Source organism: Streptomyces sp., from assembly GCF_019510245.1.
Taxonomy (GTDB): Bacteria; Actinomycetota; Actinomycetes; order Streptomycetales; family Streptomycetaceae; genus Streptomyces.
The window spans coordinates 16,447-41,177 of the sequence record NZ_JAEKKT010000172.1; the positions used below are offsets into that span (position 1 = coordinate 16,447).

General features: G+C 72.1%; 16 protein-coding genes and 1 tRNA gene. 9 read left to right on the top strand and 8 right to left on the bottom strand.

The genetic code is table 11. The features are described 5' to 3' along the window. Nucleotides 1–272 precede the first annotated feature (272 nt). From mfd to JF597_RS33685, 3 genes are all read right to left on the bottom strand, one after another. Nucleotides 273–3,818, bottom strand: coding sequence for a transcription-repair coupling factor (gene mfd, locus JF597_RS33675; RefSeq protein ID WP_294004035.1), 3,546 nt, complete (start codon nucleotides 3,816–3,818; stop codon nucleotides 273–275). 334 nt (nucleotides 3,819–4,152) lie between these two features. Further along, complete coding sequence (locus JF597_RS33680; protein WP_294004038.1) at nucleotides 4,153–6,732, bottom strand: ABC transporter permease; 2,580 nt, start codon at nucleotides 6,730–6,732, stop codon at nucleotides 4,153–4,155. Then, complete coding sequence (locus tag JF597_RS33685) at nucleotides 6,729–7,517, bottom strand: ABC transporter ATP-binding protein (RefSeq protein WP_294004041.1); 789 nt, start codon at nucleotides 7,515–7,517, stop codon at nucleotides 6,729–6,731. The genes JF597_RS33680 and JF597_RS33685 overlap by 4 nt, the downstream gene beginning before the upstream one ends. A gap of 478 nt (nucleotides 7,518–7,995) precedes the next feature. Between JF597_RS33685 and JF597_RS33690 the strand changes: the two genes are divergently transcribed. Then, nucleotides 7,996–9,489, top strand: coding sequence for an MFS transporter (locus tag JF597_RS33690; RefSeq protein ID WP_294004044.1), 1,494 nt, complete (start codon nucleotides 7,996–7,998; stop codon nucleotides 9,487–9,489). 171 nt (nucleotides 9,490–9,660) lie between these two features. On the opposite strand, the gene JF597_RS33695 is transcribed toward JF597_RS33690, so the two are convergent. The 3 genes from JF597_RS33695 to JF597_RS33705 all read right to left on the bottom strand — a co-directional run bounded on the left by JF597_RS33695 (nucleotide 9,661) and on the right by JF597_RS33705 (nucleotide 14,780). After that, the gene (locus JF597_RS33695; RefSeq protein ID WP_294004080.1) at nucleotides 9,661–10,533 is read right to left on the bottom strand and encodes a cellulose-binding protein; all 873 of its coding nucleotides are present in this window, start codon (nucleotides 10,531–10,533) and stop codon (nucleotides 9,661–9,663) included. 444 nt (nucleotides 10,534–10,977) lie between these two features. After that, a complete protein-coding gene (locus JF597_RS33700) occupies nucleotides 10,978–13,746 on the bottom strand; it encodes an SUKH-4 family immunity protein (protein WP_294004047.1) in 2,769 nt (922 codons plus the stop codon). An 8-nt stretch (nucleotides 13,747–13,754) separates the two neighbouring features. Beyond that, entirely contained in the window at nucleotides 13,755–14,780 is a 1,026-nt protein-coding gene (locus tag JF597_RS33705) for an SMI1/KNR4 family protein (RefSeq protein ID WP_294004050.1), read from the bottom strand. Nucleotides 14,781–15,112: 332 nt separating this feature from the next. Here JF597_RS33705 and JF597_RS33710 point away from each other — a divergent pair, with 332 nt between their 5' ends. Further along, nucleotides 15,113–15,619 carry a YwqJ-related putative deaminase gene (locus tag JF597_RS33710; RefSeq protein ID WP_294004083.1) on the top strand — a complete coding sequence of 169 codons (507 nt, stop codon included), beginning with the start codon at nucleotides 15,113–15,115 and terminating at the stop codon, nucleotides 15,617–15,619. A 90-nt stretch (nucleotides 15,620–15,709) separates the two neighbouring features. Beyond that, on the top strand, nucleotides 15,710–16,207 hold the full coding sequence (locus JF597_RS33715; RefSeq protein ID WP_294004053.1) for an SUKH-3 domain-containing protein: 498 nt from the start codon (nucleotides 15,710–15,712) through the stop codon (nucleotides 16,205–16,207). A gap of 10 nt (nucleotides 16,208–16,217) precedes the next feature. Here the strand turns inward: JF597_RS33715 and JF597_RS33720 are convergent, their stop codons facing one another. Then, nucleotides 16,218–17,546 carry a histidine kinase gene (locus JF597_RS33720; protein WP_294004056.1) on the bottom strand — a complete coding sequence of 443 codons (1,329 nt, stop codon included), beginning with the start codon at nucleotides 17,544–17,546 and terminating at the stop codon, nucleotides 16,218–16,220. A 201-nt stretch (nucleotides 17,547–17,747) separates the two neighbouring features. Between JF597_RS33720 and JF597_RS33725 the strand changes: the two genes are divergently transcribed. The 6 genes from JF597_RS33725 to JF597_RS33750 all read left to right on the top strand — a co-directional run bounded on the left by JF597_RS33725 (nucleotide 17,748) and on the right by JF597_RS33750 (nucleotide 22,663). After that, a tRNA-Gln gene (locus JF597_RS33725) sits at nucleotides 17,748–17,822 on the top strand. Nucleotides 17,823–17,937: 115 nt separating this feature from the next. Then, the gene (glmU, locus tag JF597_RS33730) at nucleotides 17,938–19,386 is read left to right on the top strand and encodes a bifunctional UDP-N-acetylglucosamine diphosphorylase/glucosamine-1-phosphate N-acetyltransferase GlmU (RefSeq protein ID WP_294004058.1); all 1,449 of its coding nucleotides are present in this window, start codon (nucleotides 17,938–17,940) and stop codon (nucleotides 19,384–19,386) included. A gap of 141 nt (nucleotides 19,387–19,527) precedes the next feature. Next, the gene (locus JF597_RS33735; protein WP_294004061.1) at nucleotides 19,528–20,508 is read left to right on the top strand and encodes a ribose-phosphate diphosphokinase; all 981 of its coding nucleotides are present in this window, start codon (nucleotides 19,528–19,530) and stop codon (nucleotides 20,506–20,508) included. A gap of 196 nt (nucleotides 20,509–20,704) precedes the next feature. Next, nucleotides 20,705–21,298: a 50S ribosomal protein L25/general stress protein Ctc gene (locus JF597_RS33740; protein WP_294004064.1), complete on the top strand. Its 594-nt coding sequence runs from the start codon at nucleotides 20,705–20,707 to the stop codon at nucleotides 21,296–21,298. A 219-nt stretch (nucleotides 21,299–21,517) separates the two neighbouring features. After that, nucleotides 21,518–22,120, top strand: a complete 603-nt coding sequence (gene pth / locus JF597_RS33745; RefSeq protein WP_294004066.1) for an aminoacyl-tRNA hydrolase — start codon at nucleotides 21,518–21,520, stop codon at nucleotides 22,118–22,120. Nucleotides 22,121–22,162: 42 nt separating this feature from the next. Then, nucleotides 22,163–22,663, top strand: a complete 501-nt coding sequence (locus JF597_RS33750) for a hypothetical protein (RefSeq protein ID WP_294004069.1) — start codon at nucleotides 22,163–22,165, stop codon at nucleotides 22,661–22,663. A gap of 61 nt (nucleotides 22,664–22,724) precedes the next feature. On the opposite strand, the gene JF597_RS33755 is transcribed toward JF597_RS33750, so the two are convergent. Further along, on the bottom strand, nucleotides 22,725–24,731 hold a 2,007-nt coding region (locus JF597_RS33755), incomplete at its 5' end, for a phosphoenolpyruvate carboxylase (protein WP_294004072.1).

Sequence of the window (24,731 nt, forward strand, 5' to 3'; positions counted from 1 at the left end):
ACCGCCCCGCCCCTCAGACGCGTCACGTGCGCCCCCTCTTCCGTACCCCGGTCCGCCTCCGCACGGGCGGATCTCCGCTGGTCCCACGGCAACTGCCGCACGGTTCATCCCAGACGGGGCGTAAACGACGCATACCCGCGACTCGTCCTTGCCGGCAGCCGGTCGGCGGCCGGGACGAAGCTCGGGCCGTACGTCTTCGCGCCCGCTCGCCCCCGCCGCCAACGAATGCCCCCGATGGCGCGCCTGACACCTTGTCGTGCGCGCACGCCCCGTTACGACCCCAGGATCGACGCCAGGAACTCCCCGACCCAGCTCAGCAGTTCCCGGCCGACCAGCGGCTTGCCGCCCACCTTCGCGGTCTTGGGGCGGGGCACCAGCAGCTGGTGGACGGCCGGCTTGATGACGGTCCCGGGGTACAGGCGCTTGACGCGCAGCTCCTGCGACTCGCGCAACTCCACCGGCGCGAACCGGATGTTGGTGCCCTGGAGGACGATCTCGCCGACCCCGCACGCGCGCGCGAGCATCCGCAGCCCGGCGACCAGTAGCAGGTTCTCCACCGGCTCGGGCAACTTGCCGTAGCGGTCGGTGAGTTCCTCGCGGACCGCTCTGATGTCGTCCTCGGAGTTGGCGGAGGCGATGGAACGGTACGCCTGGAGGCGCAGCCGCTCGCCGGGCGCGTAGTCGTGCGGGACGTGCGCGTCGACGGGCAGCTCGATCTTGACCTCCAGCGGCGGCTCCTCCCATCCTCCCGCCGAGGGCTCCCCGGTCTCCAGCTGCCGCCGGTAGTCCGCGACGGCCTCGCCGACCATGCGGACGTACAGGTCGAAGCCGACGCCCGCGATGTGCCCGGACTGCTCGCCGCCGAGCAGGTTGCCGGCGCCGCGGATCTCCAGGTCCTTCATCGCGACGTACATGCCGGCGCCCATCTCGGTGTGCTGGGCGATGGTCGCGAGGCGCTCGTGGGCGGTCTCGGTCAGCGGCTTCTCCGGCGGGTACAGGAAGTACGCGTACCCGCGCTCGCGGCCACGGCCGACGCGGCCGCGCAGCTGGTGCAGCTGGGAGAGGCCGAAGGTGTCGCCGCGTTCGACGATGAGCGTGTTGGCGTTGGAGATGTCGATGCCGGACTCGACGATCGTGGTCGAGACGAGGACGTCGAACTTCTTCTCCCAGAAGTCGACGACGACCTGTTCGAGGGCCGACTCGGACATCTGGCCGTGGGCCGTCGCGATGCGGGCCTCGGGGACGATCTCACGGAGTCTGGCCGCCGCGCGGTCGATCGACTCGACCCGGTTGTGGATGTAGAAGACCTGGCCCTCGCGCAGCAGTTCGCGGCGGATGGCGGCGCCGATCTGCTTCTCCTCGTACGGCCCGACGAAGGTGAGCACCGGGTGGCGCTCCTCCGGGGGCGTGGTGATCGTGGACATCTCGCGGATGCCGGTGACCGCCATCTCCAGGGTGCGGGGAATGGGCGTGGCCGACATGGTGAGCACGTCGACGTTGGCGCGGAGCTTCTTCAGCTGCTCCTTGTGCTCGACGCCGAAGCGCTGCTCCTCGTCGACGACGACCAGGCCCAGGTCCTTGAACTTGGTCTCCGAGGAGAACAGCCGGTGGGTGCCGATGACGACGTCCACCGCGCCCTCCCGGAGGCCCTCCAGGGTCGACTTCGCCTCGGTGTCGGTCTGGAACCGGGAGAGCGCCTTCACGCTCACCGGGAACTGCGAGTACCGCTCGGAGAACGTGCCGAAGTGCTGCTGCACCAGCAGGGTGGTGGGGACGAGGACGGCGACCTGCTTGCCGTCCTGGACCGCCTTGAAGGCCGCGCGGACGGCGATCTCGGTCTTGCCGTAGCCGACGTCGCCGCAGATCAGTCGGTCCATCGGGACCGACTTCTCCATGTCGTCCTTGACCTCGGCGATGGTGGTCAGCTGGTCGGGGGTCTCCGCGTACGGGAACGCGTCCTCCAGCTCGCGCTGCCACGGCGTGTCGGTGCCGAACGCGTGGCCGGGGGCGGCCATGCGCGCGCTGTACAGCTTGATCAGGTCGGCGGCGATCTCCTTGACGGCCTTCTTGGCGCGCGCCTTGGTCTTCGTCCAGTCCGCGCCGCCGAGCCGGTGCAGGGTGGGGGCCTCGCCGCCGACGTACTTGGTGATCTGCTCCAGCTGGTCGGTCGGGATGTACAGCCGGTCGCCGGGCTGGCCGCGCTTGGCGGGGGCGTACTCCACGACCAGGTACTCGCGGGTGGCGCCCTGGACGGTGCGCTGCACCATCTCGATGTAGCGGCCGACGCCGTGCTGCTCGTGCACGATGTAGTCGCCCGACTCCAGGGTGAGCGGGTCGATGGTCTTGCGGCGGCGGGCCGGCATCCGCGCGCCGTCCTTGCCGGCCGCCTTCTGGCCGGACAGGTCGGTCTCGGTGAGGACGGCGAGCCGGAGCACCGGGTCGACGAAGCCGTAGTCGATCGAGCCGCACGACACGTGCACGACCGAGGGGCTCAGCTCGCCCAGGTCGACGTCGAGGCGGGCGGCGATGCCCTCGCCGCCGAGCACCTCGACCGTGCGGGAGGCGGGGCCGTGGCCCTCGGTCACGAAGACGGTGCGCCAGCCGTCGGCGAGCCAGCCCTTGGTGTCGGCGAGGGCCTTCGCGGTGTCGCCGCGGTAGGTCTCCGGGGCGTGCATGCCGAGCTTGAGGGTGTCGGCGGACAGCTCCTCGTCCGCGGCGAACTGCGACACCGACCACCACATCATGTCCAGCTCGCGGGCGCGGTCGCGGACGTCCGCGATCGACCACAGGGAGGCCGCGCCGACGTCGATGGGCGCCTCGCCGCCGCCCGCGGTGGCCGCCCAGGAGGCCTGCAGGAACTCTTGGCTCGTGGCCACCAGGTCGGCGGCGCGCGTGCGCACCCGCTCCGGGTCGCAGACGACGGCCATCGCGCCCTTGGGCAGCACGTCGAGCAGCAGCTCCATGTCGTCGACCAGGACGGGGGCGAGGGACTCCATGCCCTCGACCGCGATGCCCTCGGCGATCTTGTTCAGCAGCTCGCCGAGCTCCGGGTGCGCCTCGGCGAGGGCACGCGCGCGTGCGCGCACGTCCTCGGTGAGCAGCAGTTCGCGGCAGGGCGGTGCCCACAGGCCGTGCTCGGCGACCTCCAGGGAGCGCTGGTCGGCGACCTTGAAGTAGCGGATCTCCTCGACGTCGTCGCCCCAGAACTCGACGCGCAGCGGGTGTTCCTCGGTGGGCGGGAAGACGTCCAGGATGCCGCCGCGGACGGCGAACTCGCCGCGCTTCTCGACGAGCTCCACGCGCGCGTAGGCGGCGGCCGCGAGGGCTTCCACGATCTCGTTCAGGTCGGCGCTCTGCCCGGTCCGCAGCGCCACCGGCTCCAGGTCGCCGAGGCCCTTGACCTGCGGCTGGAGCACGGAGCGTACGGGCGCGACGACGACGGAGACCGGGCCGGTCTCGGGGTCGTCGACGCTGGGGTGGGCGAGGCGGCGCAGGACCGCGAGGCGGCGGCCGACGGTGTCGCTGCGGGGGCTGAGGCGCTCGTGCGGGAGCGTCTCCCAGGAGGGGTACTCCGCGACGCCCTCGGAGGGCAGCAGGGTACGCAGCGCCGACGCCAGGTCCTCGGCCTCGCGGCCGGTGGCGGTGACGGCGAGGACGGGGCGGCCGGCCTCGCGGGCCAGGGCGGCGACCGCGAGGGGGCGGGCCGCGGGGGGGCCGACCAGGTCGACGTGCATGCGGTTGCCGTCCGCGGCCGCCTTGATCGCTTCCGCGAGGGCGGGGTCCTTGACGACGGCGTCGAGCAGACCGTGCAGGCTCATTGAGGGCGGCTTTCGTCGGGGGGTGGGCAACACGAAGTACCCGGCGCGGGCTGCGACCGGGGGGTCTCCAGCGTACGACTACGCGGGCGCGGGTGCCGGGGCTGTGGATAACCTCCGTCGCCCGGTGAGGCGCCCGTGCGCTCCGGTGACCGTCCCAGGGGGCTCCGCCCCCTGGACCCCCGAAGCCTATGCCCACCCACCACCCGGCTCGGTGACCCGAAAAACCGGACTCGAAGGACAAAGACGTGCCCGGCGCCGGAGAGTCCCCCAAGACTCCCGGCGCCGGGCGTTCCCCCGCAACCCCCGTATGCGGTGGTCTGTCGGGCGGTCGCGGTCAGTCCGTCGCGATCGCGTTGAGGACGTTCATGCGGCCCGCGCGGAACGCCGGGATCAGGGCGGCGAACAGGCCCACGAAGGCCGAGCCGATGAAGACCCCGATGATCGTCGGCCAGGGGATCTCCAGGACCTTGAGGCCCTGGAGGGCGAGCAGCTTCTGGGCCGTGGCGCCCCAGCCCATGCCCAGGCCGAGGCCCAGCAGGGCGCCGAAGAGGGCGATCACCACGGACTCCATGCGGATCATGCGGCGCAGCTGGCGGCGGGAGAGGCCGATGGCCCGCATGAGGCCGATCTCGCGGGTGCGTTCGACGACCGACAGGGCCAGGGTGTTCACGACACCGAGGACCGCGACGATGATCGCGAGGGCGAGCAGGCCGTAGATCAGGTTCAGCAGCTGGCCGATCTGGTCCTTGAGCGCCTTCTTGTAGTCGGTCTGGTCGCGCACGGTGTACTGCGGGTAGTCGTGCAGCGCGGTCTTGAGCGACGTGTACGCGGCGTCCTGCTGCCCGTCCTTGGCGGTGGCGAAGACCAGCTCGTCGAGGGGCATCTTGGCCGCCGGCACGTACTTGGCGAGCGTGGTGATGTTCGTGTACTTGGAGCCGGCGTCGATCAGGCCGTCGCTGCTGGTGATCGCCCGGACCGTCAGGTGGGCCGTGCGGCCGTCCTTGAACTTCACGGCGATCTTCGAGCCGAGGTGGATGTCGTGTGCCTTGGCGAACTTGTCGTGCACGGACATCGAGTCGGGCCGGTAGGCGTCCTTGAGGTCGCCGGCGACGGTCTTGGTGCGCAGGTCGGTCGCGTACGTCGGGTCGGCCGCCGTGATGTCGGTGTCCTTGAGCGTCTTGCCGTCGGGCGTGGTGTAGTCGGCCGTGGTGGTGCGGTACTCGGTGACCCTCGCGAGTCCCGGTACGTCCTTGACGGCCTTGACCGCCTGCGGGGTGATCCGCTGACCGCTGTCGGACTGGATGATGAAGTCCGTGCCGACGGTCTTGTCGAGCTGGTCGGAGGCCGAGGCGACCATGGAGGAGCCGACCACCGAGAGGCAGGCGACCAGCGCCAGTCCGATCATCAGGGCGGCGCCGGTGGCGCCGGTGCGGCGCGGGTTGCGCAGCGCGTTCCGCTCGGCCATGCGGCCGACCGGGCCGAACATCCGCAGCAGGACGGCGCCCAGGACCCGTACGACACCGCCCGCGAGCAGCGGACCGATGACGACGAAGCCGATGAGGGAGAGGACGATGCCGAGGCCGAGCCAGGCCGAGCCTTGCTTGGCCTGGTCGGTGGCCGAGGCCAGGTAGAGGCCGTAGCCGCCGGCGCCGGTCAGCACGAGGCCGACCAGGGCGCGTATGCGGCCCGCCCGGGCGTCTGCGGGGGCGCCCGCGTCGCGCAGCGCGGCCATCGGGGAGACCTTGCCGGCGCGGCGCGCGGGGAGGTAGGCGGCGAGGACGGTGACGACGACGCCGAGGATCAGGCCGAGCACCGGGGTCGTCCAGGCGACCGTGAGGTCACTGGTCGACAGGTGCATGCCCATGGAGCCCATGAGCTTCATCAGGCCGACGGCGATGCCGACGCCCGCGCCGACGCCCAGGACCGAGCCGACCACGCCGAGCAGCAGGGCCTCGACGAGCACGGACCGGTTGACCTGGCGGCGGCCGGCGCCGATGGCCCGCATCAGGCCGATCTCGCGGGTGCGCTGGGCGACCAGCATCGAGAAGGTGTTGATGATCAGGAAGATGCCGACCAGGAAGGCGATCCCGGCGAAGCCGAGCATCGCGTACTTCATGACGTCCAGGAAGCTCTCGACGTCCTTCTGGTTGGCGTCGGCGGTCTCCTTGGCGGTCTGCACCTTGTAGGCGGTGCCGAGTGCGCCGACGACGTTCTTCTTCAGCTGCGCGTCCGTCACACCCGGGGCGGCCGTCACGTTGATGTTCGTGAAGACGCCGGTCTGCCCGACGAGGGTCCGCTGGGCGGTCTCCGTGTCCAGGTAGAAGATCGCGGCACCGGGGTTGGTGACGGTGAAGTCGGCGATGCCGGAGATCTTCGCGGTGTGCGTGCCGACCGCGCTGATCACGCCGATCTCGTCACCCATCTTCAGGTGGTGCTTGTCGGCGGTGTCGGCGTCGACCATGACCTGGCCGGAGTTCTTCGGCGCCGTACCGGAGGTGATCTTCATGGTGCGGGCGTCGTTGCCGTTCCAGCTGCCGACGATGGTCGGCGCGCCGCTGGACGGCGACAGGCTGTCCTTCTTGGCGTCCACGACGGTCACGGACGTCGAGAAGACCGTGCCCTCCGCCGCCTTGACGCCGTTCGCCGCGCGGACCCTGCCGACCACCGCGGCCGGCAGGACCGGCGGCCTGCCGTTGTCGGAGGTGGTCTGCCCGGTGTCGGAGGCGCCCTTGGCGCTGACCGTCACATCGGACGAGGTCGCCGCGAACAGCTTGTCGAACGTCGTGTTCATGGTGTCGGTGAACACCAGCGTGCCGCACACGAACGCCACCGACAGCAGGACGGCGACCGCCGACAGGGCCATGCGCCCCTTGTGCGCGAAGAAGTTGCGCATCGAGGTCTTCAGGACGGTCATGACGTACGCCCCCGCGCGTCGAAGTCCTTCATGCGGTCCAGGACGGTCTCCGCGGTCGGCTTGAACATCTCGTCGACGATCCGGCCGTCGGCGAGGTAGAGCACGCGGTCCGCGTAGGAGGCGGCGACCGGGTCGTGCGTGACCATCACGATCGTCTGGCCCAGGTCGTCGACGGAGCTGCGCAGGAAGCCGAGGACCTCCGCGCCCGCGCGGGAGTCGAGGTTTCCGGTCGGCTCGTCACCGAAGATGATCTCGGGGCGGGCGGCGAGGGCGCGCGCCACGGCCACGCGCTGCTGCTGGCCTCCCGAGAGCTGGGTGGGGCGGTGCTTGAGCCGGTCCGCGAGCCCCACGGTGTCGACCACGCGCCGCAGCCACTCCTTGTCGGGCCTGCGGCCGGCGATGTCCATGGGGAGCGTGATGTTCTCCAGCGCGTTGAGCGTCGGCAGCAGGTTGAACGCCTGGAAGATGAACCCGATCCGGTCCCGGCGCAGCTGGGTGAGCTTCTTGTCCTTCAGGCCGGTGATCTCGGTCTCGTCGAGGTAGATCTGACCGCTGGTCACGGTGTCGAGTCCGGCGAGGCAGTGCATCAGGGTGGACTTCCCGGAGCCCGAGGGGCCCATGATCGCGGTGAACTGCCCCCGCATGATGTCCACGTCGACGTGGTCCAGAGCGACGACCCGGGTCTCCCCGGCCCCGTACGCCTTGACGACCTGCCGCGCCCGCGCGGCAACGGCCGTACGCCCTCCAGTACCCCCGTGCCTGGGAATGGTCACAGCCGATGTCACGGTATGTCTCCTAAGTCGGTCAGCCAATGGGCAGCGTGGTGCCGCGCCTTGCTGTGCAGCGTTTCGGTACGACGATGAGTCTCGCGGTCGGCGGGGGCGCTCCGCGCTGGTGCGAAGCCCCCTCTTGCCCGGGGGAAAACCCCACCCCCGCCGGTTCGGTCAACCGCCCCCCGGCGGCGTAAAGCCAGGTTAAGGACGGACGGGGTGCCCTCTCGTCCTCCGGCGGTACGAACCCTCCCCGAGCCCTGGTACGGAGAAGCCCCTAGGGGAAGTCCACCGCCGGGTGGAGTCCTTCTCGGGGTCGGTCTCCACCCACCGGCCCGGAAAGCGTCCACCCTCTCGCCGCGTGAGGGTCAAGCGGAGGCGCTCTCCCGCGCGTTCCCACCAGGTGGACGCGGACTCCCACCGCGCCGGGGCGGATGGGAAGCTGTTGCGCGCGACATAGATACATGGTGGCGGCACGGGGAGGGGATCCGGCGTGGAGAACACGAAGCCCGCGATACGCGCGGCGGGGCGCGAGGCCGGGACGGGCCGGCGGGGAGCCGTGGTGGCCGCCCTGATGCTCGCCATGGCACTGGCGGCGCTCGACTCCACCGTCGTCTCCACCGCCGTACCCCAGATCGTCGGCGACCTCGGCGGCTTCTCGGTCTTCTCCTGGCTCTTCTCCGGCTACCTGCTCGCCGTCACCGTGACGCTGCCGGTGTACGGCAAGCTCTCCGACACCTTCGGCCGCAAGCCGGTGCTGGTCGCGGGCGCCGCGGTCTTCCTGCTGGGGTCACTGCTGTGCGCGGCCGCCTGGAACATGGCCGCGCTGATCGCCTTCCGGATCGTGCAGGGCCTCGGCGGCGGAGCACTCCAGGGCACCGTGCAGACCCTCGCGGCCGACCTCTACCCGCTCGAGGACCGCCCGAAGATCCAGTCGAAGCTGTCCACGGTGTGGGCGGTGTCGGCGGTCGCGGGGCCGGGCCTCGGCGGGGTGCTGGCCGCCTACGCGGACTGGCGGTGGATCTTCCTGATCAACCTGCCGATCGGCGCGGCGGCGCTCTGGCTGATAGCGCGTCACCTTCACGAGCCCGAGCGCGCGCCGCGCACGCCCCCGCGGGTGGACTGGGCCGGCGCGCTCGCGGTCTTCGCGTGCGGAGGCGTGCTGCTGACGGCGCTCGTACAGGGCGGGGTGGCGTGGGCGTGGTGGTCCGCGCCGTCGTGCGCGCTGTTCACCACCGGGCTCGCGCTGGTGGGGCTCGTGGTGTGGATCGAGCGCCGGGCGGCCGAGCCGATCATCCCGGGATGGGTGTGGCGGCGCCGCACGATCGCGGCCGTCAACCTCGCGCTCGGCGCGCTGGGCCTGCTGATGGTGGCGCCGACGGTCTTCCTGCCGACGTACGCGCAGTCGGTGCTCGGGCTCGCGCCGGTGGCCGCCGGGTTCGTGCTGTCGGTGTGGACGCTGAGCTGGCCGATCTCGGCCGCCCTCAGCCAGCACGTGTACCGGCGGATCGGCTTCCGCGACACCGCGCTGCTCGGCATCGGCGCGGCCGCACTGATCCTGTTCGCGTTCCCGTTCCTGCCCTACCCGGGCTCGGCCTGGCAGCCGACGCTGCTCATGCTCCTGCTCGGCGCCGCGCTGGGCCTGTTCCAGCTGCCCCTGATCGTGGGCGTGCAGTCGACGGTGGGCTGGGAGGAGCGGGGCACGACGACCGCGTCGGTGCTGTTCTGCCGGCAGACCGGCCAGACGATCGGGGCGTCGGTGTTCGGCGCGGTCGCCAACGGGGTGCTGGCCGCCCGGCTGGGCGGCGCGGGCGACCTCGACTCCGTCACCCGCGCGCTGGACGACGGAACGGCCCCCGAGTCCACCCGGCACGCCATCGCGGACGCGGTCCACGCGGTGTACTTCGGGGCGGCGTGCGCGGCCGCCCTGGCGTTCCTGGTGCTCCTGTCGACGGCACCGCGACGCTTCCCGGTCCTCAGGGAGTGACTCCCGGGCCACCCGGCCCGCCCAGGCCACCCGGCCCGCCCGGGTCGCCGCTTCGGCGCAGGCACGCACAGGCACCGCGGACGCCGACGCGCGCACAGGGCTCGTCGTGCGGGTGAAGCCGCTGCCGACGCGGTCGCGGCATGCAGCAGGGGGAAACGGGGCGGCGAGCCGCTACTCCGCCGCCGCGCGCCCCGTCAGGGTCATGAGGCTGTCCCGCATGTGGTCCATGTGCGCCTGCACGTCGTCCCAGGTCTCGCCGTGCTCGCGCAGCACCCGCTCGGTCTCCCGCGCGATGCGCTCCTCGCGGGCCTTGGCGTCCGCGAGGATCTCGCGGGCACGCTCTTCCGCCTCCTCCTCGGACCGGCGCGCCGACTCCCCGGCCTCCTCCAGGGCCTGCTCCGCCTCCGCCAGGGCCGCCTCGGCCTGCGCGATGCGTTCGGCGTTGTGCGCGTCGACCGCGGCGGCGCGCGCGGCCTCCTCGCGCTCCTCCTCGGCCCACCGTTCGGCGTGCTCCTTGGCCTGGTCGGCGAGCATCCCGGTGGTGCGCTGCCGCATCTCGCGCAGGGCGGAGAGGGCCTCGCCCCGCTGCTCCTTGACCTCGAGGCGGGCGCCGATGCGGATGTCGTCCGCCTCGGCGTTCGCGGCGAGGAGCAGCTGGCGGGCGCGTTCCTCGGTGTCCGCGCGGAGCGCGTCGGCCTGCTCCCGCACCGCGCTGCACTCGCTGTCGGCGCGCGCCGCGGCCTCCGCGACGCCCTCCGTCAGCTCGCGCAGGGCGCTCTCGCGCAGGGTCTTCGCCTCCTCCACCACGAGCCGGAAGATCCGGTGCGCGCGGTCCCCGAGCGCCTCGTACGTCTGCGGAGGGAGCTGCTCGACCACGGCGCGCAGCTGCTCGGCCTCCGCCTCCATCTCCTTGGCGAGCACGGTGAGCCGCGCGGCACGCTCCCACGCCGCGTCCCGGTCCTCACAGAGCTCCACCAGGAACATGTCGACCTGGTCGGGGCGGTAGCCACGCCCCCGGACGGTCACGAACTCGTACGGCGGCATCGATGCGCTGCTCACCTGGAACCCCTCTCCGCCGGACCCGCACGAAATGTGATTTCGCGGATATCTTGATGGATCGGACGTAAGTGTTCATAACGCGACACTCCGCATGCCGCGCTGGAAACACCGCACGCTGTACCGGGAAGAGGGAAGCGCATCAGGGGGCGTGAGAGCTCAGCCGCGCGCCCTTCGGCAGCGGGTCAGCACGGTGTCGGCACGGTCGCACCCCGGCGTTCCGCGGAGGGACACGCCAGTTCGGCAGGCGGGTCGGCGACCGGTGCCGAGGCCGACGGGGAGGGCAGGCAGCCCGTTTCCGCAAGTGCCGCCCGACGTGCCCGCGCGGGGCGGGCGACGCGCACGCGCGCGGGGCGGTTGCGGAGCAACGGGTACGGGGGCCGGTCGGGTCATCGACCCGACCGGCCCCCGTACGGCCCTCCTGTCACCGCGCTACAGGAGGCCGTCCCACATCTGCTCCAGCAGCACCGACCACCAGCTCTCCGGCGAGCCGAGCGCCGCCGGGTCCAGGGAGGCCAGCTGGGCCTGGAAGTCGACGGTCCAGCGGCCCGCCTGCTCCTGGTTCAGGCCGAACCTGAGCCGCCACATCCGGCCCAGCAGCGCCAGGCAGCGGGCGAACTCCGGCAGGCCCGTGTTCACGAACTGCGGCGGCACGGACGCCCCGCCCGGCCCCGCCTCGACGGGCACGGCCACGATGTTCGCGGTGCCGTACTGCACGCAGACCGCCTTGCCGAAGTCGGTCCCCATGACGAGGTACGACGCCGCGTCCGGCGCCGGCTGCAGGCCGCGCTCCTGCGCCAGCTCCGCCAGCGTCGGCACCGGCCGGCCCGGCTGCGCCTGCGCCCAGAAGAACGGCCCCATGTCCAGCGGCAGCCCGGCCGCCACCAGGGTGTGCGCCACGATAGGCGGCACGCCCTGGCGCGACACCGCCGCCTGCTCGAACCGGAACACGCCGGGACCGAACGCCGCCGCCAGCTCCTGCCCGATCGCCTCCGGCGGGATCGGCGGCGCCGCCTGCACCTGCGGCAACGGCGCCCGCACCGGCGCGGGGCGCGCGGGACCGGCCGCCACCTGGTGCAACTCGCCCTGGTGCGCCAGCAACTGACGCATCCCCTGCTGCCGGCTCGCGTGATCCGTCCCGTACGGCGCGATGCTCGCCAGCCGCGCCTGCGGCCACTGCTCCCGGATCATCCGCGCACAGTACGCACCCGGCAGCTCGCAGGACTCCAGCTCCGTGTGCAGCTCCAGCACCTGGTCCGGCGGCACGTTCATGGCCCGCAGTTCGTGGAAGATCTGCCACTCCGGATGCGGCGTGCCCGGCGCCGAACGCCGGATCAGCTGCTGCTCCGAGCCGTCCTGCGCCCGGTAGCGCAGCACCGCCTGGTAGCCGGGCCCCACCGTCGGCTGCCCCTGCTGCGGGTAGCCGTACGCCGGGGGCTGCTGCCCCGGCACGGGCGGGCCGGGAGCGGGCCGGGCGGGCGGCGGCATCGCACCGGCCGGCATCGGCGGCGGCATCTGCGGGGCGCCCGGGGGCGTACCGGGGGCGGGCGGAGCACCCACTGGAGGCGCGGAAAGCACCGTCTCCGCGTGGTGGACCGCAGCCGCCGCCCCGCCCGCACCACCGTCAGGGCCCTGCGCGGGAGGCGCTGGGGGCACGCCAGGGGCGGCCGGAGGCTGCGGTGCGCCGGGGGCGAAAGGTGCGCCAGGGGCGCCCGGAGGCTGTTGCGCGCCCCCACCCCTCCCGCTCGGGTCGGCCAGCATCGTGGCCGCGCGGTGCACATCGCCCTGCGGCGGGCCACCCGGAGCCCCCGGCGCACCGGGCGAGTCGGGGGCACCCGGCGGGGTCTGCGCGCCCGGCACCTGCGGCGGTCCCTGCGGCCCCCTGGGCCCGGGCGCCGACACCATCTGCGTCGGCGCATAGCCACCCGCGGGCGGCTGGGGCGCACCACCGGGATGGGCACCCGGGGCACCCGGAGCGCCCGGAGCACCGGGTACTCCCGGCGGCGGAGGCGGCGCACCCGCCCCGCCACGCGCCCGGCGCGGAGGAGGCGCGGCCCTGCTCGTGGCGGCGTCCGCAATGTCACTGGCGTTCGGCGGGAGAGGCCGACCCGGAGCGGCCGGGCCCGCCGGACCCGCCGGGGGCTGGGGCGTGCCCGGAGCGCCGGCCGGCGCCTGCGGATAGCCGTAGCCGGGGGCGTCCGGCGCCTGCGGGTAGCCGTAAGAGGGCGCGGGCGGCGTCGCGGGCGCCTGCGGACGGCCCGGCGCACCCGGCGGGGGCGTGCCGGGAGCCGCCGGCCCCTGCGGGTAGCCGTACGACGGGGCGTCCTGCGGAGGCGGCGGGGGCGTGCTGCCCTGCGGCGCACCACCCTGCGCACCCGGCCCGCCCGGGCCACCCGACGCCTTCGCCTCGTCGAGCGCCGGAGACACCGCCGTGCGCGGCAGCTGACTGCCCCCCGCCATCAGCGCCGTCTCGGCCTCTCCCAGGGCACCGCCGTCGGCATCGCTCAGCGGCGGCGCGAACACCGTCGCGGGCAACGGGACGGAACGGTCCTCACCGGCATCGGCGTTGGTGTCGGTGCCGGCCCAGGGAGTCGCTCCGGCTGCCGCGCCCGGCACCCCCGGCGCGCCAGGCGCCCCAGCCCCGACTCCGGCGCCCGCGCCCGCGCCCAGCCAAGAAGCACCACCGGCCCCGCCGGAAGCCGCCGGCACCCCGGCATGCGTCTCGGCGAGCCCACCGGAGCCGGAGCCGGGGCCGGACACGGCACCAGCACCAGCACCAGCACCAGCACCAGCCGACGCCTCGTCACTCCCCGTCCGCCGGTCCGGAATACCCAGCTTGTCCGCCGCCTCCTGGAGCCACTCCGGCGGACTCAACAGGAACGACGTCTGGTTCAGGTCCACCCGGGCCGCGGGCGCCGGCACCGCGTCGGCGACCTCCGCCTCACGGCCGTACTCCTCCTCGTACCGGCGGATCACCTCACCCACCGGCAGCGCGGGCCACAGCGTGGCCTCACCGCTGTCACGGGCGATGACCAGCCGCTGCCCGCCGGCGTCCGACCGCGGGCCCTCCGCGCGGTCCTCGCCCCACACCACGAACCCGAGACCGAACTCCCGTACCCGCACCTCACGGTGCTGGTACGCCGGGACGTCACCGTTGATCCACTCTTCCGCGCGCTCCTGCGCCTGCGCGAACGTCACCATGCCGGACCTCACTCCCCCGAGCCGGGCGAGGACACCGGCACGGCACGCGCGAAACCACCGTCGACCATCAGGTTGGCCACCGTCTCCAACTCCGGCGGGGATCCCGCCAGTCGCGACAGGAACACGTCGAAGTCCTCACCGCACGGCAGCAGCAGACGCTCCACCCGCTCCGCCGGCGGCCACCCCGGGTCCACGTCGCGCGCGTCGTCGTACGCGCAGAACCACACCGAACCCAGCCGGTCGCCCTTGACCTTGACCGCCAGCAGACCGCCCTGCACGAAGCCGACGCCCAGGTAGTCCTTGGTGAGATGGTCGCGCAGGCACTTGTTGACGTACACGAGGTCGTTCACCGCCGCCTCGTCCCGGACCGTGAAGAAGGGCTGGTCCACCAGCAGTCCGAGGCCCGCGTCCAGGGCCGTGCCCACCGGCGCGCAGCCGCCCGCCGCCTTCAGGAACGATCGGTACGCAACCGGCAAGCGGTACCCGAGGTCCTCCTCGACCCCCTGCACCTGCGACTCCGACACCGCCACACCCGACTTCGGCAGCCCGAAGTGCGCCGGCCGCGTCTCCTGCAAAGGGCGCGTCCCCCGCTTGTCGTGGTCCACCCGAGCCGTCGCCACCCCGCCGTGGTGCCGCAGCAACGCCTTCACCTCGACCGGGACCAGCTCCAGCCGCCGCGACCCGGCCACGTGGTGCCACGTCCAGCCGTGCGGCGTCGCCACCGCGGGCACCGTGTCCCACAGTTCATGACCCGAAGCCGCCAGCACCGCGTTCGCGGACACGAAGTCCGTCAGCCGCAACTCGTCGACGCCGAACCCCTCCGGCGGGTCGGCGATCTCCGCCGCCGCGCGCGCGTAGGGCGAGAAGTCGGGGTAACCACGCTCGTCGATCCGTACCCCTCTCGGGTGACGTGCCGCCCGAACCGGATCCGGGAAATGCACGACCTGCCCGGCATAGGCCGCGTTCGGCGGCGCGGCCTGTCCCCCAGCCTGGCGGCTGGGCGGTGCCCCCAGCCCGAGCCGACCTGTCGTCATGACGGTTGCCCCCTGCGGCACTCTGTACGAACCGGCATCACGCCCCTGCGGCGCGGCACGGCCCGTATCCGGCTGTCTCTTCCACGTCCCAGACGCGTCGACCGCGCCCATCGCGGTTGCCGACAGCCTATGCGGTACACGAACCCCGGTCACCGGCCCTCCGGTTCCGTGACCAGCCGTCACCCCGCCGTGACAGCCTGCCCAAACCCGGGCGTGTCGCACCGCCCCAGCTACCGCACCCGCCACAGGATTTGGCAGTCTGTGACTTTCGGGGGGATGCCCGGGAGGGGAAGACGATCATGAACACCACACAGACGGGACCACACACCGCCATGTCCGGCGCCGCTCGCGGCGCCACCGACGGCGACCCCCGCATCGGCTGGAGCAGCAGCGACATACCTCCCGTGCCCACCCTCCAGCACCGCCGCGACGGCATCCTGCCCACCGTCGCGGCCGCCCTCTCCGTCCGCGGCGCCACGCTCACCGGCACCGCCGCCCGCGGCGACCAGCCGCCCCCGCTGCACCCGCTGGTCCAGGAGTTCCTCGACACCCTCCCGAGCGGGCAGCGCGACCGCTTCACCGGCCGGTGCGCCGAGGCCATCCTCATCTCCCGGCACATCAGCGCCGCCGACAGCGCCCGCAGCAAACGCGCCGCCCGCAAACCCATGACCAACGGCGAAGCCCGCAGATCCCTCAAGCAGGCCAAACTCACCGCCCGCCGGATACGCGAGGATGGCGACCCCCTGCACGGCAGCTTCGCCGCCCCCTGCCGGGCCTGCGCCGCCCTCACCGCCCACTTCGGCGTCCGCGTCGTCGACCCCACCAGCGCAGACGCCTGACGCACACCCCCCACACGCCACACACCCACACGCCACACACCCGTCACCCGCACCCGCACCCGCACACCGACCAGGACGATCGAAGGGCAGATGCACGCCGACCGCACCTCCTCCACGCGCTTCTCCGTGCCCGTCGACGCAGCCCTGCGCGCCGCCGGCTGGCAGCCCGGACGCTGGGACATAAGGCAGGCCGAGGTCTGGGCCGACGCCCTGCGCGGCCACGCCTCACCCGCCGGACACCGGCACGCCGTCTTCCCCGCGGCGGTGGAGGCGTGGGCAGAGTTCGGCGGCCTGCACATCAGCCCCACCGGCAGCGGCCGCCAGATCGCCCCCGCCACCCTCCACCTCGACCCCCTGCACGGCCTCCACCTCGCCCGCACCCTCGGCGACCTCGGCCGCGCCCTCGACACCGAGGTCTGCCCCCTCGGCGCGGAGACCGACACCCACTCCGTGCTCGCCATCGACGCCGAGGGCCGCATCTACACCCTCGACCACACCGGCGACTGGTACGTCGGCCCCGACATCGACCACGCCCTGACCACCCTCATCGCAGGCGTCGAACCCCAACGCCTCACGACCCGGTCCTAGGGGCTGCCGGTCAGGCCGCCGGAATCACCGCCGACACCCGGAAACCCCCGGCGTCCGTCGGCCCCGACACGAACACCCCGCCCAGCCCGAGCACCCGTTCACGCATGCCCACCAGGCCGTTCCCGCCCGACGGCAGCCCCGCGGCAGCGGCCGACGCCGGCTCCGGTGGCGGCTCGTTCTCGACCTGCATCGCGATCTCCGCCACCCGGTGCGCCAGCCGCACGTGCGTCTTCGCACCCGCCGCGTGCTTGTGGACGTTCGTCAGCGCCTCCTGCACCACCCGGAACGCCGTCTGCTCGATCACCGCCGCATAGGACCGCACGTCCCCCTCGACGGACAGGTCCACCACCATCCCCGCCGCCGCCGACTGACCGACCAGCACCTCCAGCTCCGAGAGCCACGGCCCCTCGTCCTCGGCCGCCACCCGCGAGGCCGCCGCCGCGGCCGCCACCCCCACCGCCGCCAACGGGACCGAGACCGACGCCGACGCCGAGGCCGCAGTCGTACGGCGCTGAGCCGCCTCCCCCGAACGCAGCACCCCCAGCATCTCCCGCAACTCCGTCAACGCCTGACGCCCCATGTCCCCCACCAGCGCCGCGTTCTTCACCGCCTTCTCCGGATCCTTCCGCGCCACCGCCTGCAACGCCGCCGCATGCACCACCATCAACGACACCCGGTGCGCCACCACGTCGTGCATCTCCCGCGCGATCCGCGTCCGCTCCTCACCCCGCGCCCACTCGGCCCGCTCCTCGGCCCGCTCCGCGAGCAGCTGGAGCTCCAGCTCCAGACTGTCCGCCCGCTCCCGCAGGCTCTCCATCAACCGCCGCCGCGCACCGGCGTACAGCCCGAGCAGCACCGGCGGAGCCGTCAGCCCCAACGAGGTCGCCAGCGACGCGAACGGAACGAACCAGTCCCCCAGCGTCAGATCCCCCCGCGCCATGCTCTGCCGCACCCGCACGAAGGTGACGATCAGCGTCCCCAGGAACGTCATCCCCGCCAGCGCCGCGATGATCCGCCGCGGCAGCTCCGCCGCGGCCAGCGTGTACAGGCCGACGATGCCCATCAGGAAGCCCATCTGGGCCGGCGTGATCGCGATGGCGACCAGCACCACGGCGATCGGCCACTTCCGGCGCAGCACCAGTACGGAACCGGCCAGCAGTCCGAACACGATCCCCGCCGACACCGGGATCCCCGCGTCCCGCGCGAACGGAATCCCCTCCGCGGCGCACTCCAGCGCCGACACCAGCGCGAGCCCCACGTCCAGCACCGCACTACGCCACCGCGCCCACCACCACGGCCCTCTCAAGGCCGTGGCGTGGTCTGCCCCCGTCGTGGTCATGCCTCCAGCCTACGGGCGCGGGGGTGGGCTTTTCCGGTGAGTTTCGTCTACTCGGACCTCGGTGATCCACAGGGACGGACGGCTGCGCCACGGGGTCCGGCAGGGAGCCGACTTGTACCGTCGCATCGAAGGCGCCGGGTACGGCATAGTAGGAGGCGCCACTCGACGACCTGACCAAATGTCCGGTTCTGTCGATAACGTTCCCCCGTGGTGTAATTGGCAGCACTGTGGCTTTTGGTGCCATCTGTCCGGGTTCGAGTCCTGGCGGGGGAGCCATGCTCGGTTCGGGCCCTGACAGCACTGTCAGGGCCCGCTCTCATGTCCCCCACGAAACGCCCCGGTATCCTGCGGATGTCACCCCCACCCGTCCAAAAAGCCGAAGGGCAACTCCGTGAGCGCCATTCGCCCGGCAGCCGTCGTCGTTCTCGCAGCGGGTGAGGGCACCCGTATGAAGTCGGCCACACCCAAGGTCCTGCACGACCTCTGTGGCCGTTCCCTGGTGGGTCATGTGCTCGCCGCCTCCCGCGAGTTGGACCCCGAGAACCTGGTCGTCGTCGTCGGGCACGCGCGCGAGCAGGTCGCCGCGCATCTCGGCGAGGTCGACGCCGGCGTCCGTACCGCCGTGCAGGAGCGGCAGAACGGCACCGGGCACGCCGTGCGGATGGCGCTGGAGGAGCTGGGCGGGGCGGTCGACGGGACCGTGGTCGTGGTGTGCGGGGACACCCCGCTGCTGACCGGTGGGACGCTGAAGCGGCTCGCCGGGACGCACCACGGTGACGGCAACGCGGTGACCGTGCTGACGGCCGAGGTGCCGGACGCGACCGGTTACGGCCGCATCGTGCGCGACGCCGCCTCCGGGGCCGTGACGGCCATCGTGGAGCACAAGGACGCCTCCGACGAGCAGCGGGCGATCCGGGAGATCAACTCCGGGGTGTTCGCGTTCGACGGCCGGCTGCTGGCGGACGCGCTGGGCAAGGTGCGGACGGACAACAGCCAGGGTGAGGAGTACCTGACCGATGTGCTGGGGATCCTGCGGAAGGCCGGGCACCGAGTGGGGGCGTCGGTGGCGGACGACCACCGGGAGATCGCCGGGATCAACAACCGGGTGCAGCTGGCGGAGGCGCGGCGGATCCTCAACGACCGGCTGCTGGAACGGGCGATGCTGGACGGCGTGACGGTCGTGGACCCGGCGACGACCTGGGTGGACGTGACCGTGACGTTCGAACAGGACGCCGTCGTGCATCCGGGGACGCAGCTGCTCGGTTCCACGCACCTCGCACAGGGTGCCGAGGTCGGGCCGAACAGCCGGCTGAAGGACACCCGGGTCGGCGCCGGGGCGCGGGTGAGCAACACGGTGTCCGATTCCGCCCATATCGGTGCGGACGCGAGCGTGGGACCGTATGCCTATCTGCGGCCGGGGACCCGGCTCGGGGCCAAGGGCAAGATCGGCACCTACGTGGAGACGAAGAACGCGAAGATCGGGGAGGGGACGAAGGTTCCGCACCTCTCGTACGTCGGCGACGCGACGATCGGCGAGTACTCGAACATCGGCGCGGCGAGCGTGTTCGTGAACTACGACGGTGAGAGCAAGCACCACACCACCGTCGGCTCGCACTGCAAGACGGGTTCGGACAACATGTTTGTGGCGCCTGTCACGATCGGGGACGGTGCGTACACCGCTGCCGGGTCCGTGATCACGAAGGACGTGCCGCCCGGTTCGCTGGCCGTGGCCCGCGGTCAGCAGCGGAATATCGAGGGTTGGGTGGCCCGGAAGCGTCCGGGGAGCTCGGCGGCGAAGGCCGCCGAGGCGGCTTCCCGGCGGGGCACGAGCGAGGACTGACCGGAAACAGGTGCGCCGAAGACGTCGTACCGTGATAAGTGCACACCCGCACCTAACCAGCTGTTTCGCCCTTCCGCGCCAGGCACTCGGGGCGCGGAAGATCCAGCTGTACGGCTGAGACACCTCTGAGGAGACAGTGCTGTGACCGGGATCAAGACGACCGGCGAGAAGAAGATGATGTTCTTCTCCGGCCGCGCCCACCCCGAGCTTGCCGAGGAGGTCGCCCACCAGCTGGGTGTCGGGGTCGTCCCGACGAAGGCCTTCGACTTCGCGAACGGCGAGATCTACGTGCGTTACCAGGAGTCGGCGCGTGGTGCCGACTGCTTCGTGATCCAGAGCCACACGGCTCCGATCAACCAGTGGATCATGGAGCAGTTGATCATGATCGACGCGCTGAAGCGCGCGTCGGCGCGGTCCGTCACGGTGATTGTGCCGTTCTACGGTTACGCCCGGCAGGACAAGAAGCACCGGGGTCGTGAACCGATCTCGGCGCGGCTGATCGCCGACCTGATGAAGACGGCGGGTGCGGACCGGATCCTGACCGTGGATCTGCACACGGACCAGATCCAGGGCTTCTTCGACGGCCCGGTGGACCACCTGTTCGCGCTTCCGCTGCTCGCGGACTACGTGGGCACGAAGGTGGACAAGGACAAGCTGACGATCGTGTCCCCGGACGCCGGCCGGGTGCGGGTGGCGGACCGGTGGTGCGACCGGCTCGGCGCGCCCCTCGCCATCGTGCACAAGCGGCGCGACAAGGACGTGGCGAACCAGGTGACCGTCCACGAGGTCGTGGGTGAGGTCAAGGGCCGGGTGTGCGTCCTGGTCGACGACATGATCGACACGGGTGGCACGATCTGCGCGGCGGCGGACGCACTGTTCGCGCACGGCGCGGAGGACGTCATCGTGACGGCCACGCACGGTGTGCTGTCGGGTCCGGCGGCGGACCGGCTGAAGAACTCCCGGGTGAGCGAGTTCGTGCTGACGAACACGCTGCCGACACCGGGTGAGCTGAGCCGGGACCTGGACAAGATCACGGTGCTGTCGATCGCGCCGACGATCGCGAGTGCGGTGCGCGAGGTGTTCGAGGACGGTTCGGTGACGAGCCTGTTCGACGAGCAGTGAGCTGTAAAAACGCTTCTGCATGATCATCTGCGCCCGGCGGGCGCTGATCGATTTCCCCGTGGCCTCTCGCGCCGAGTAGACTTCCCCAGTTGCTCGGCGAGGGAGGCCACGCCTCCGTTATCGACGCGCTCTTCGTAGCAGGCCGTTCGTGGCCGGGTGACCACGTCCGCATCTACCTCTACGAGGAGTGATCACCATGTCCGAGGTGAAGATCACCGCCCAGACGCGCACCGAGTTCGGCAAGGGTGCCGCGCGCCGTATCCGTCGTGACAGCAAGGTCCCCGGTGTCCTGTACGGCCACGGTTCGGACCCGATCCACCTGACCCTGCCGGGCCACGACCTGCTGCTCGCGCTGCGTACGTCGAACGTCCTGATCTCCCTCGACATCGACGGCAAGTCGAACGAGCTGGCGATCCCGAAGTCCGTGCAGCGCGACCCGATCAAGGGTTTCCTGGAGCACGTCGACCTGCAGCTGGTCAAGCGCGGCGAGAAGGTCACGGTCGAGATCCCGGTGCACACCGAGGGCGAGCTGGCCCCGGGCGGCAACCTGCTGGAGCACGTGCTCAACGCGCTGCCGGTCGAGGCCGAGGCCACCCACATCCCCGAGGCCCTCACCGTCTCCGTCGAGGGCCTGGCGGCCGGTGCCTCCGTCCTCGCCAAGGACATCACCCTGCCGTCCGGTGTGACGCTGGCCGTCGAGGAGGACGCGGTGGTCCTGCAGGTGCTGGCCGCGCAGGCGGAGGAGGCCCAGGCCGGCGAGGGCGAGGCCGAGGAAGCGGCCGAGGCCTGAGCCGTCGGTTCAGGTGCCGTCTGCTGACCAGGCGCCGGGCGCTGGTGGCTGTGCCCACCCTCCCCCCTCGGCTTCGCTCGCGCGGGGGTGCCCCCCAACGCCCTGCGGAACGATTGCCCACAGCGGTAAGCGGTCCGCGTAAGCGGCAAGCGGCAAGCGGTTAAGCAACGGTCAGCCGCCGTTCCCCCGGGAGCGGCGGCTGGCGCGTATCAAGGAGACATGGACGTGACCACCCCCGCAGGCGCACCCTGGCTGATCGTCGGGCTCGGTAACCCAGGGCCCGAGTACGCGATGAACCGGCACAACGTCGGGTTCATGGTCGCGGACCTGCTCGCCGGGCGGATCGGCGGGAAGTTCAAGCGGGCCGGGAAGGCCCAGGCGCAGGTCGTGGAGGGGCGGATCGGAGCGCCGGGGCCGGGCAGCCGGCGGGTGATCCTGGCCAAGCCGATGTCGTACATGAACCTCTCGGGCGGCCCGGTCAACGCGCTGCGCGACTTCTACAAGGTGCCGCTCGCCAACATCGTCGCGATCCACGACGAGCTGGACATCGACTACGGCGTGCTCCGCCTCAAGCTGGGCGGCGGCGACAACGGGCACAACGGGCTGAAGTCCATGACGAAGGCGATGGGCGCGGACTACCACCGGGTGCGGTTCGGGATCGGGCGTCCTCCGGGCCGTATGCAGGTCGCCGACTTCGTGCTGAAGGACTTCTCCTCGACCGAGCGCAAGGAACTGGACTACTTCGTGGACCGGGCCGCCGACGCGGTGGAGGCGCTGGTCACCGAGGGGCTGGAGCGGGCGCAAAGCTCGTACAACTCCTGACTTGTCCCCCAGGGCAGTTGACCGGCCGTAGGGACATGGCCAATGATCCCGGCCATGCCTGCTGCCTCCGCCGCCTCTTCCCGTACGGCTCCGGTCGACGCGCTGCGTGTCGTGTCGATGGGCGCGGTCGCCGTGCTGATCCTGGTCGCCGGGGTGTGGGGGTCCTGGGGCACCGCGCAGGACGTGATGCTGACGAAGGGCAAGGAGCGGGGCAGGGTCACGGTGACGGCGTGCGGTGCGGACACCTGCACGGGGCCGTTCACGCCGGTGTCGACGGGTGCGTCGGCGCGTGCCGCGGTCGTCCTCGACAAGTCGGTCGGGGTGCGCAAGGGGCGGGCGTACGACGTGATCGTGAAGCCCGGCACCGGGGACGTGGTCCGGTCGGGGCCGGCCGGGGTCCTGTACGCCTGGGTGCCGCTCGGCGGTGCGCTGCTGCTGGCGTCGGTGGTGGTGGCCGGCGGGCTGCGGCTGCGGCGGGTGGCGTGGGTGCTGGGGGGTTCGGGGATCGCGCTGCTCACGGCGGCGTTCGCCGCGTTGCAGTGAGACGACCGGTGCCCCCGGGGTCGCGGTACGACCCCGGGGGCACCGACGTGTTCGGGGGCCGTCAGCCGGTGTTGCGCAGGCCCGCCGCCACCCCGTTGACCGTGAGGAGCAGGGCACGGGCGAGGAGCGGGTCGGCCGGTTCTCCCGCGGCCACCGCGTCGCGCTGGCGCTTGAGCAGGGTGACCTGGAGGTAGGAGATCGGGTCCAGGTAGGCGTCGCGGATGGTGAAGGTCTGCTTGAGGACCGGGGTGGCGTCGAGGAGTTCGGCCTCACCGGTGATCTTCAGGACCTCGGCGACGGTCAGCGCGTGCTCTTCGCGGATCATGTCGAACACGTGCTTGAGCTCGTCGGGGACGAGGGTGTCGACGTAGTGCTGGGCGATCCGCAGGTCGGTCTTGGCGAGGGTCATCTCGACGTTGGAGACGAAGTTGCGGAAGAAGTGCCACTGTTCGTGCATCTCGTCGAGGACGGTGTCCAGACCGGCCTCGCGCAGGGCCTTCAGGCCGGAGCCGACGCCGAACCAGCCGGGGACGATCTGCCGGGACTGGGTCCAGCCGAACACCCACGGGATGGCGCGCAGGCCGTCGAGCGAGACGCCGGAGCCGGGACGGCGGGAGGGCCGGGAGCCCAGGTGCAGGTCGGCGAGCTGGTCCACCGGCGTCGACGCGAGGAAGTACGTCGGCAGGTCCGGGTCCTCCACCAGGCGCCGGTAGGCCGCGTGGGCGGCGTCGGAGACGACGTCCATGGCGGCGTCCCAGCGGGCCAGGGCCTCCACGGACTGGCGGGGGGCGGTGTGCAGGGCGGACGCCTGGAGGGTGGCCGCGACCGTCAGTTCCAGGTTCTCCCGGGCGAGGGAGGGGATCAGGTACTTGTCGGAGATGACCTCGCCCTGCTCGGTCACCTTGATCTCGCCCTCCAGGGTGCCCCAGGGCTGGGCGAGGATCGCGTCGTGCGAGGGGCCGCCGCCGCGGCCGACGGTGCCGCCGCGGCCGTGGAAGAGGCGCAGCCGGACGCCGTAGCGGTGGGCGACGTCGCGCAGCCGGCGCTGGGCGCGGTGGATCTCCCACTGGGAGGTGGTGATGCCGCCGAACTTGGAGGAGTCGGAGTAGCCGAGCATGACCTCCTGGACGTCTCCGCGCAGTGCCACCAGACGGCGGTACGACGGGTCGGAGAGCATGTCCTCCAGGATGGTGTCGGCGGCCTTGAGCTCGTCGGTGGTCTCCAGGAGCGGCACGATGCCGATCCTGGCCCAGCCGGCGTGCAGGTCGATCAGCCCGGCCTCACGGGCGAGGACGGCGGCGGCGAAGACGTCGTCGGCACCCTGGCACATGGAGATGATGTACGACTCGACGACCTCGGGGCCGAAGATCTCCAGGGCCTTCTTCACCGTCTCGAAGACCCCGAGGGTCTTGGCGCCGGCCGCGTCGACGGGCGCCGGGGTGGGGGCCAGCGGCCTGCGCGAGCGGAGTTCCTTGGCGAGGAGCTTGGCGCGGTACTCGCGGGGCATGTCGGCGTAGCGCCAGGACTCCTCGCCGAGGCGGTCGAAGAGCTGGCCGAGGGCGTGATGGTGGGCGTCGGCGTGCTCGCGGACGTCCATGGTGGCGAGCTGGAGGCCGAACGCGGCGAGGGTACGGATCGTGCGGGCCAGGCGGCCGTCGGCGAACAGGCCGCCGCGGTGTTCGCGCAGGGAGGCCTGGATCAGGCGCAGGTCGGCGAGGAGCTCCGCGGTGCCGAGGTAGTCGCGGCCGGGCTCGTGCGGGGTACCGGTGGCCAGGCGCTGCTTGGTGTTGGTCAGCTTCTGCCGGATGCAGGTGGCCTTGAGGCGGTAGGGCTCCTCGGCGTTGAGGCGCTTGTAGCGGGGGCTGATCTCGGGGAGGAGTTCCAGGTCGGCCCGCAGGTAGTCGAGGAGTTCCTCGGTGGCGCCCGTGTAGCGGATGGAGTTGGAGAGGAAGCCGCGGAGTTCGTCGATCATCTCCAGGGCGTCGTTGATGCCGTGCTCGTGCTGGAGGATGAGGACGTCCCAGGTCACCTGGGGGGTGACGTTGGGGTTGCCGTCGCGGTCGCCGCC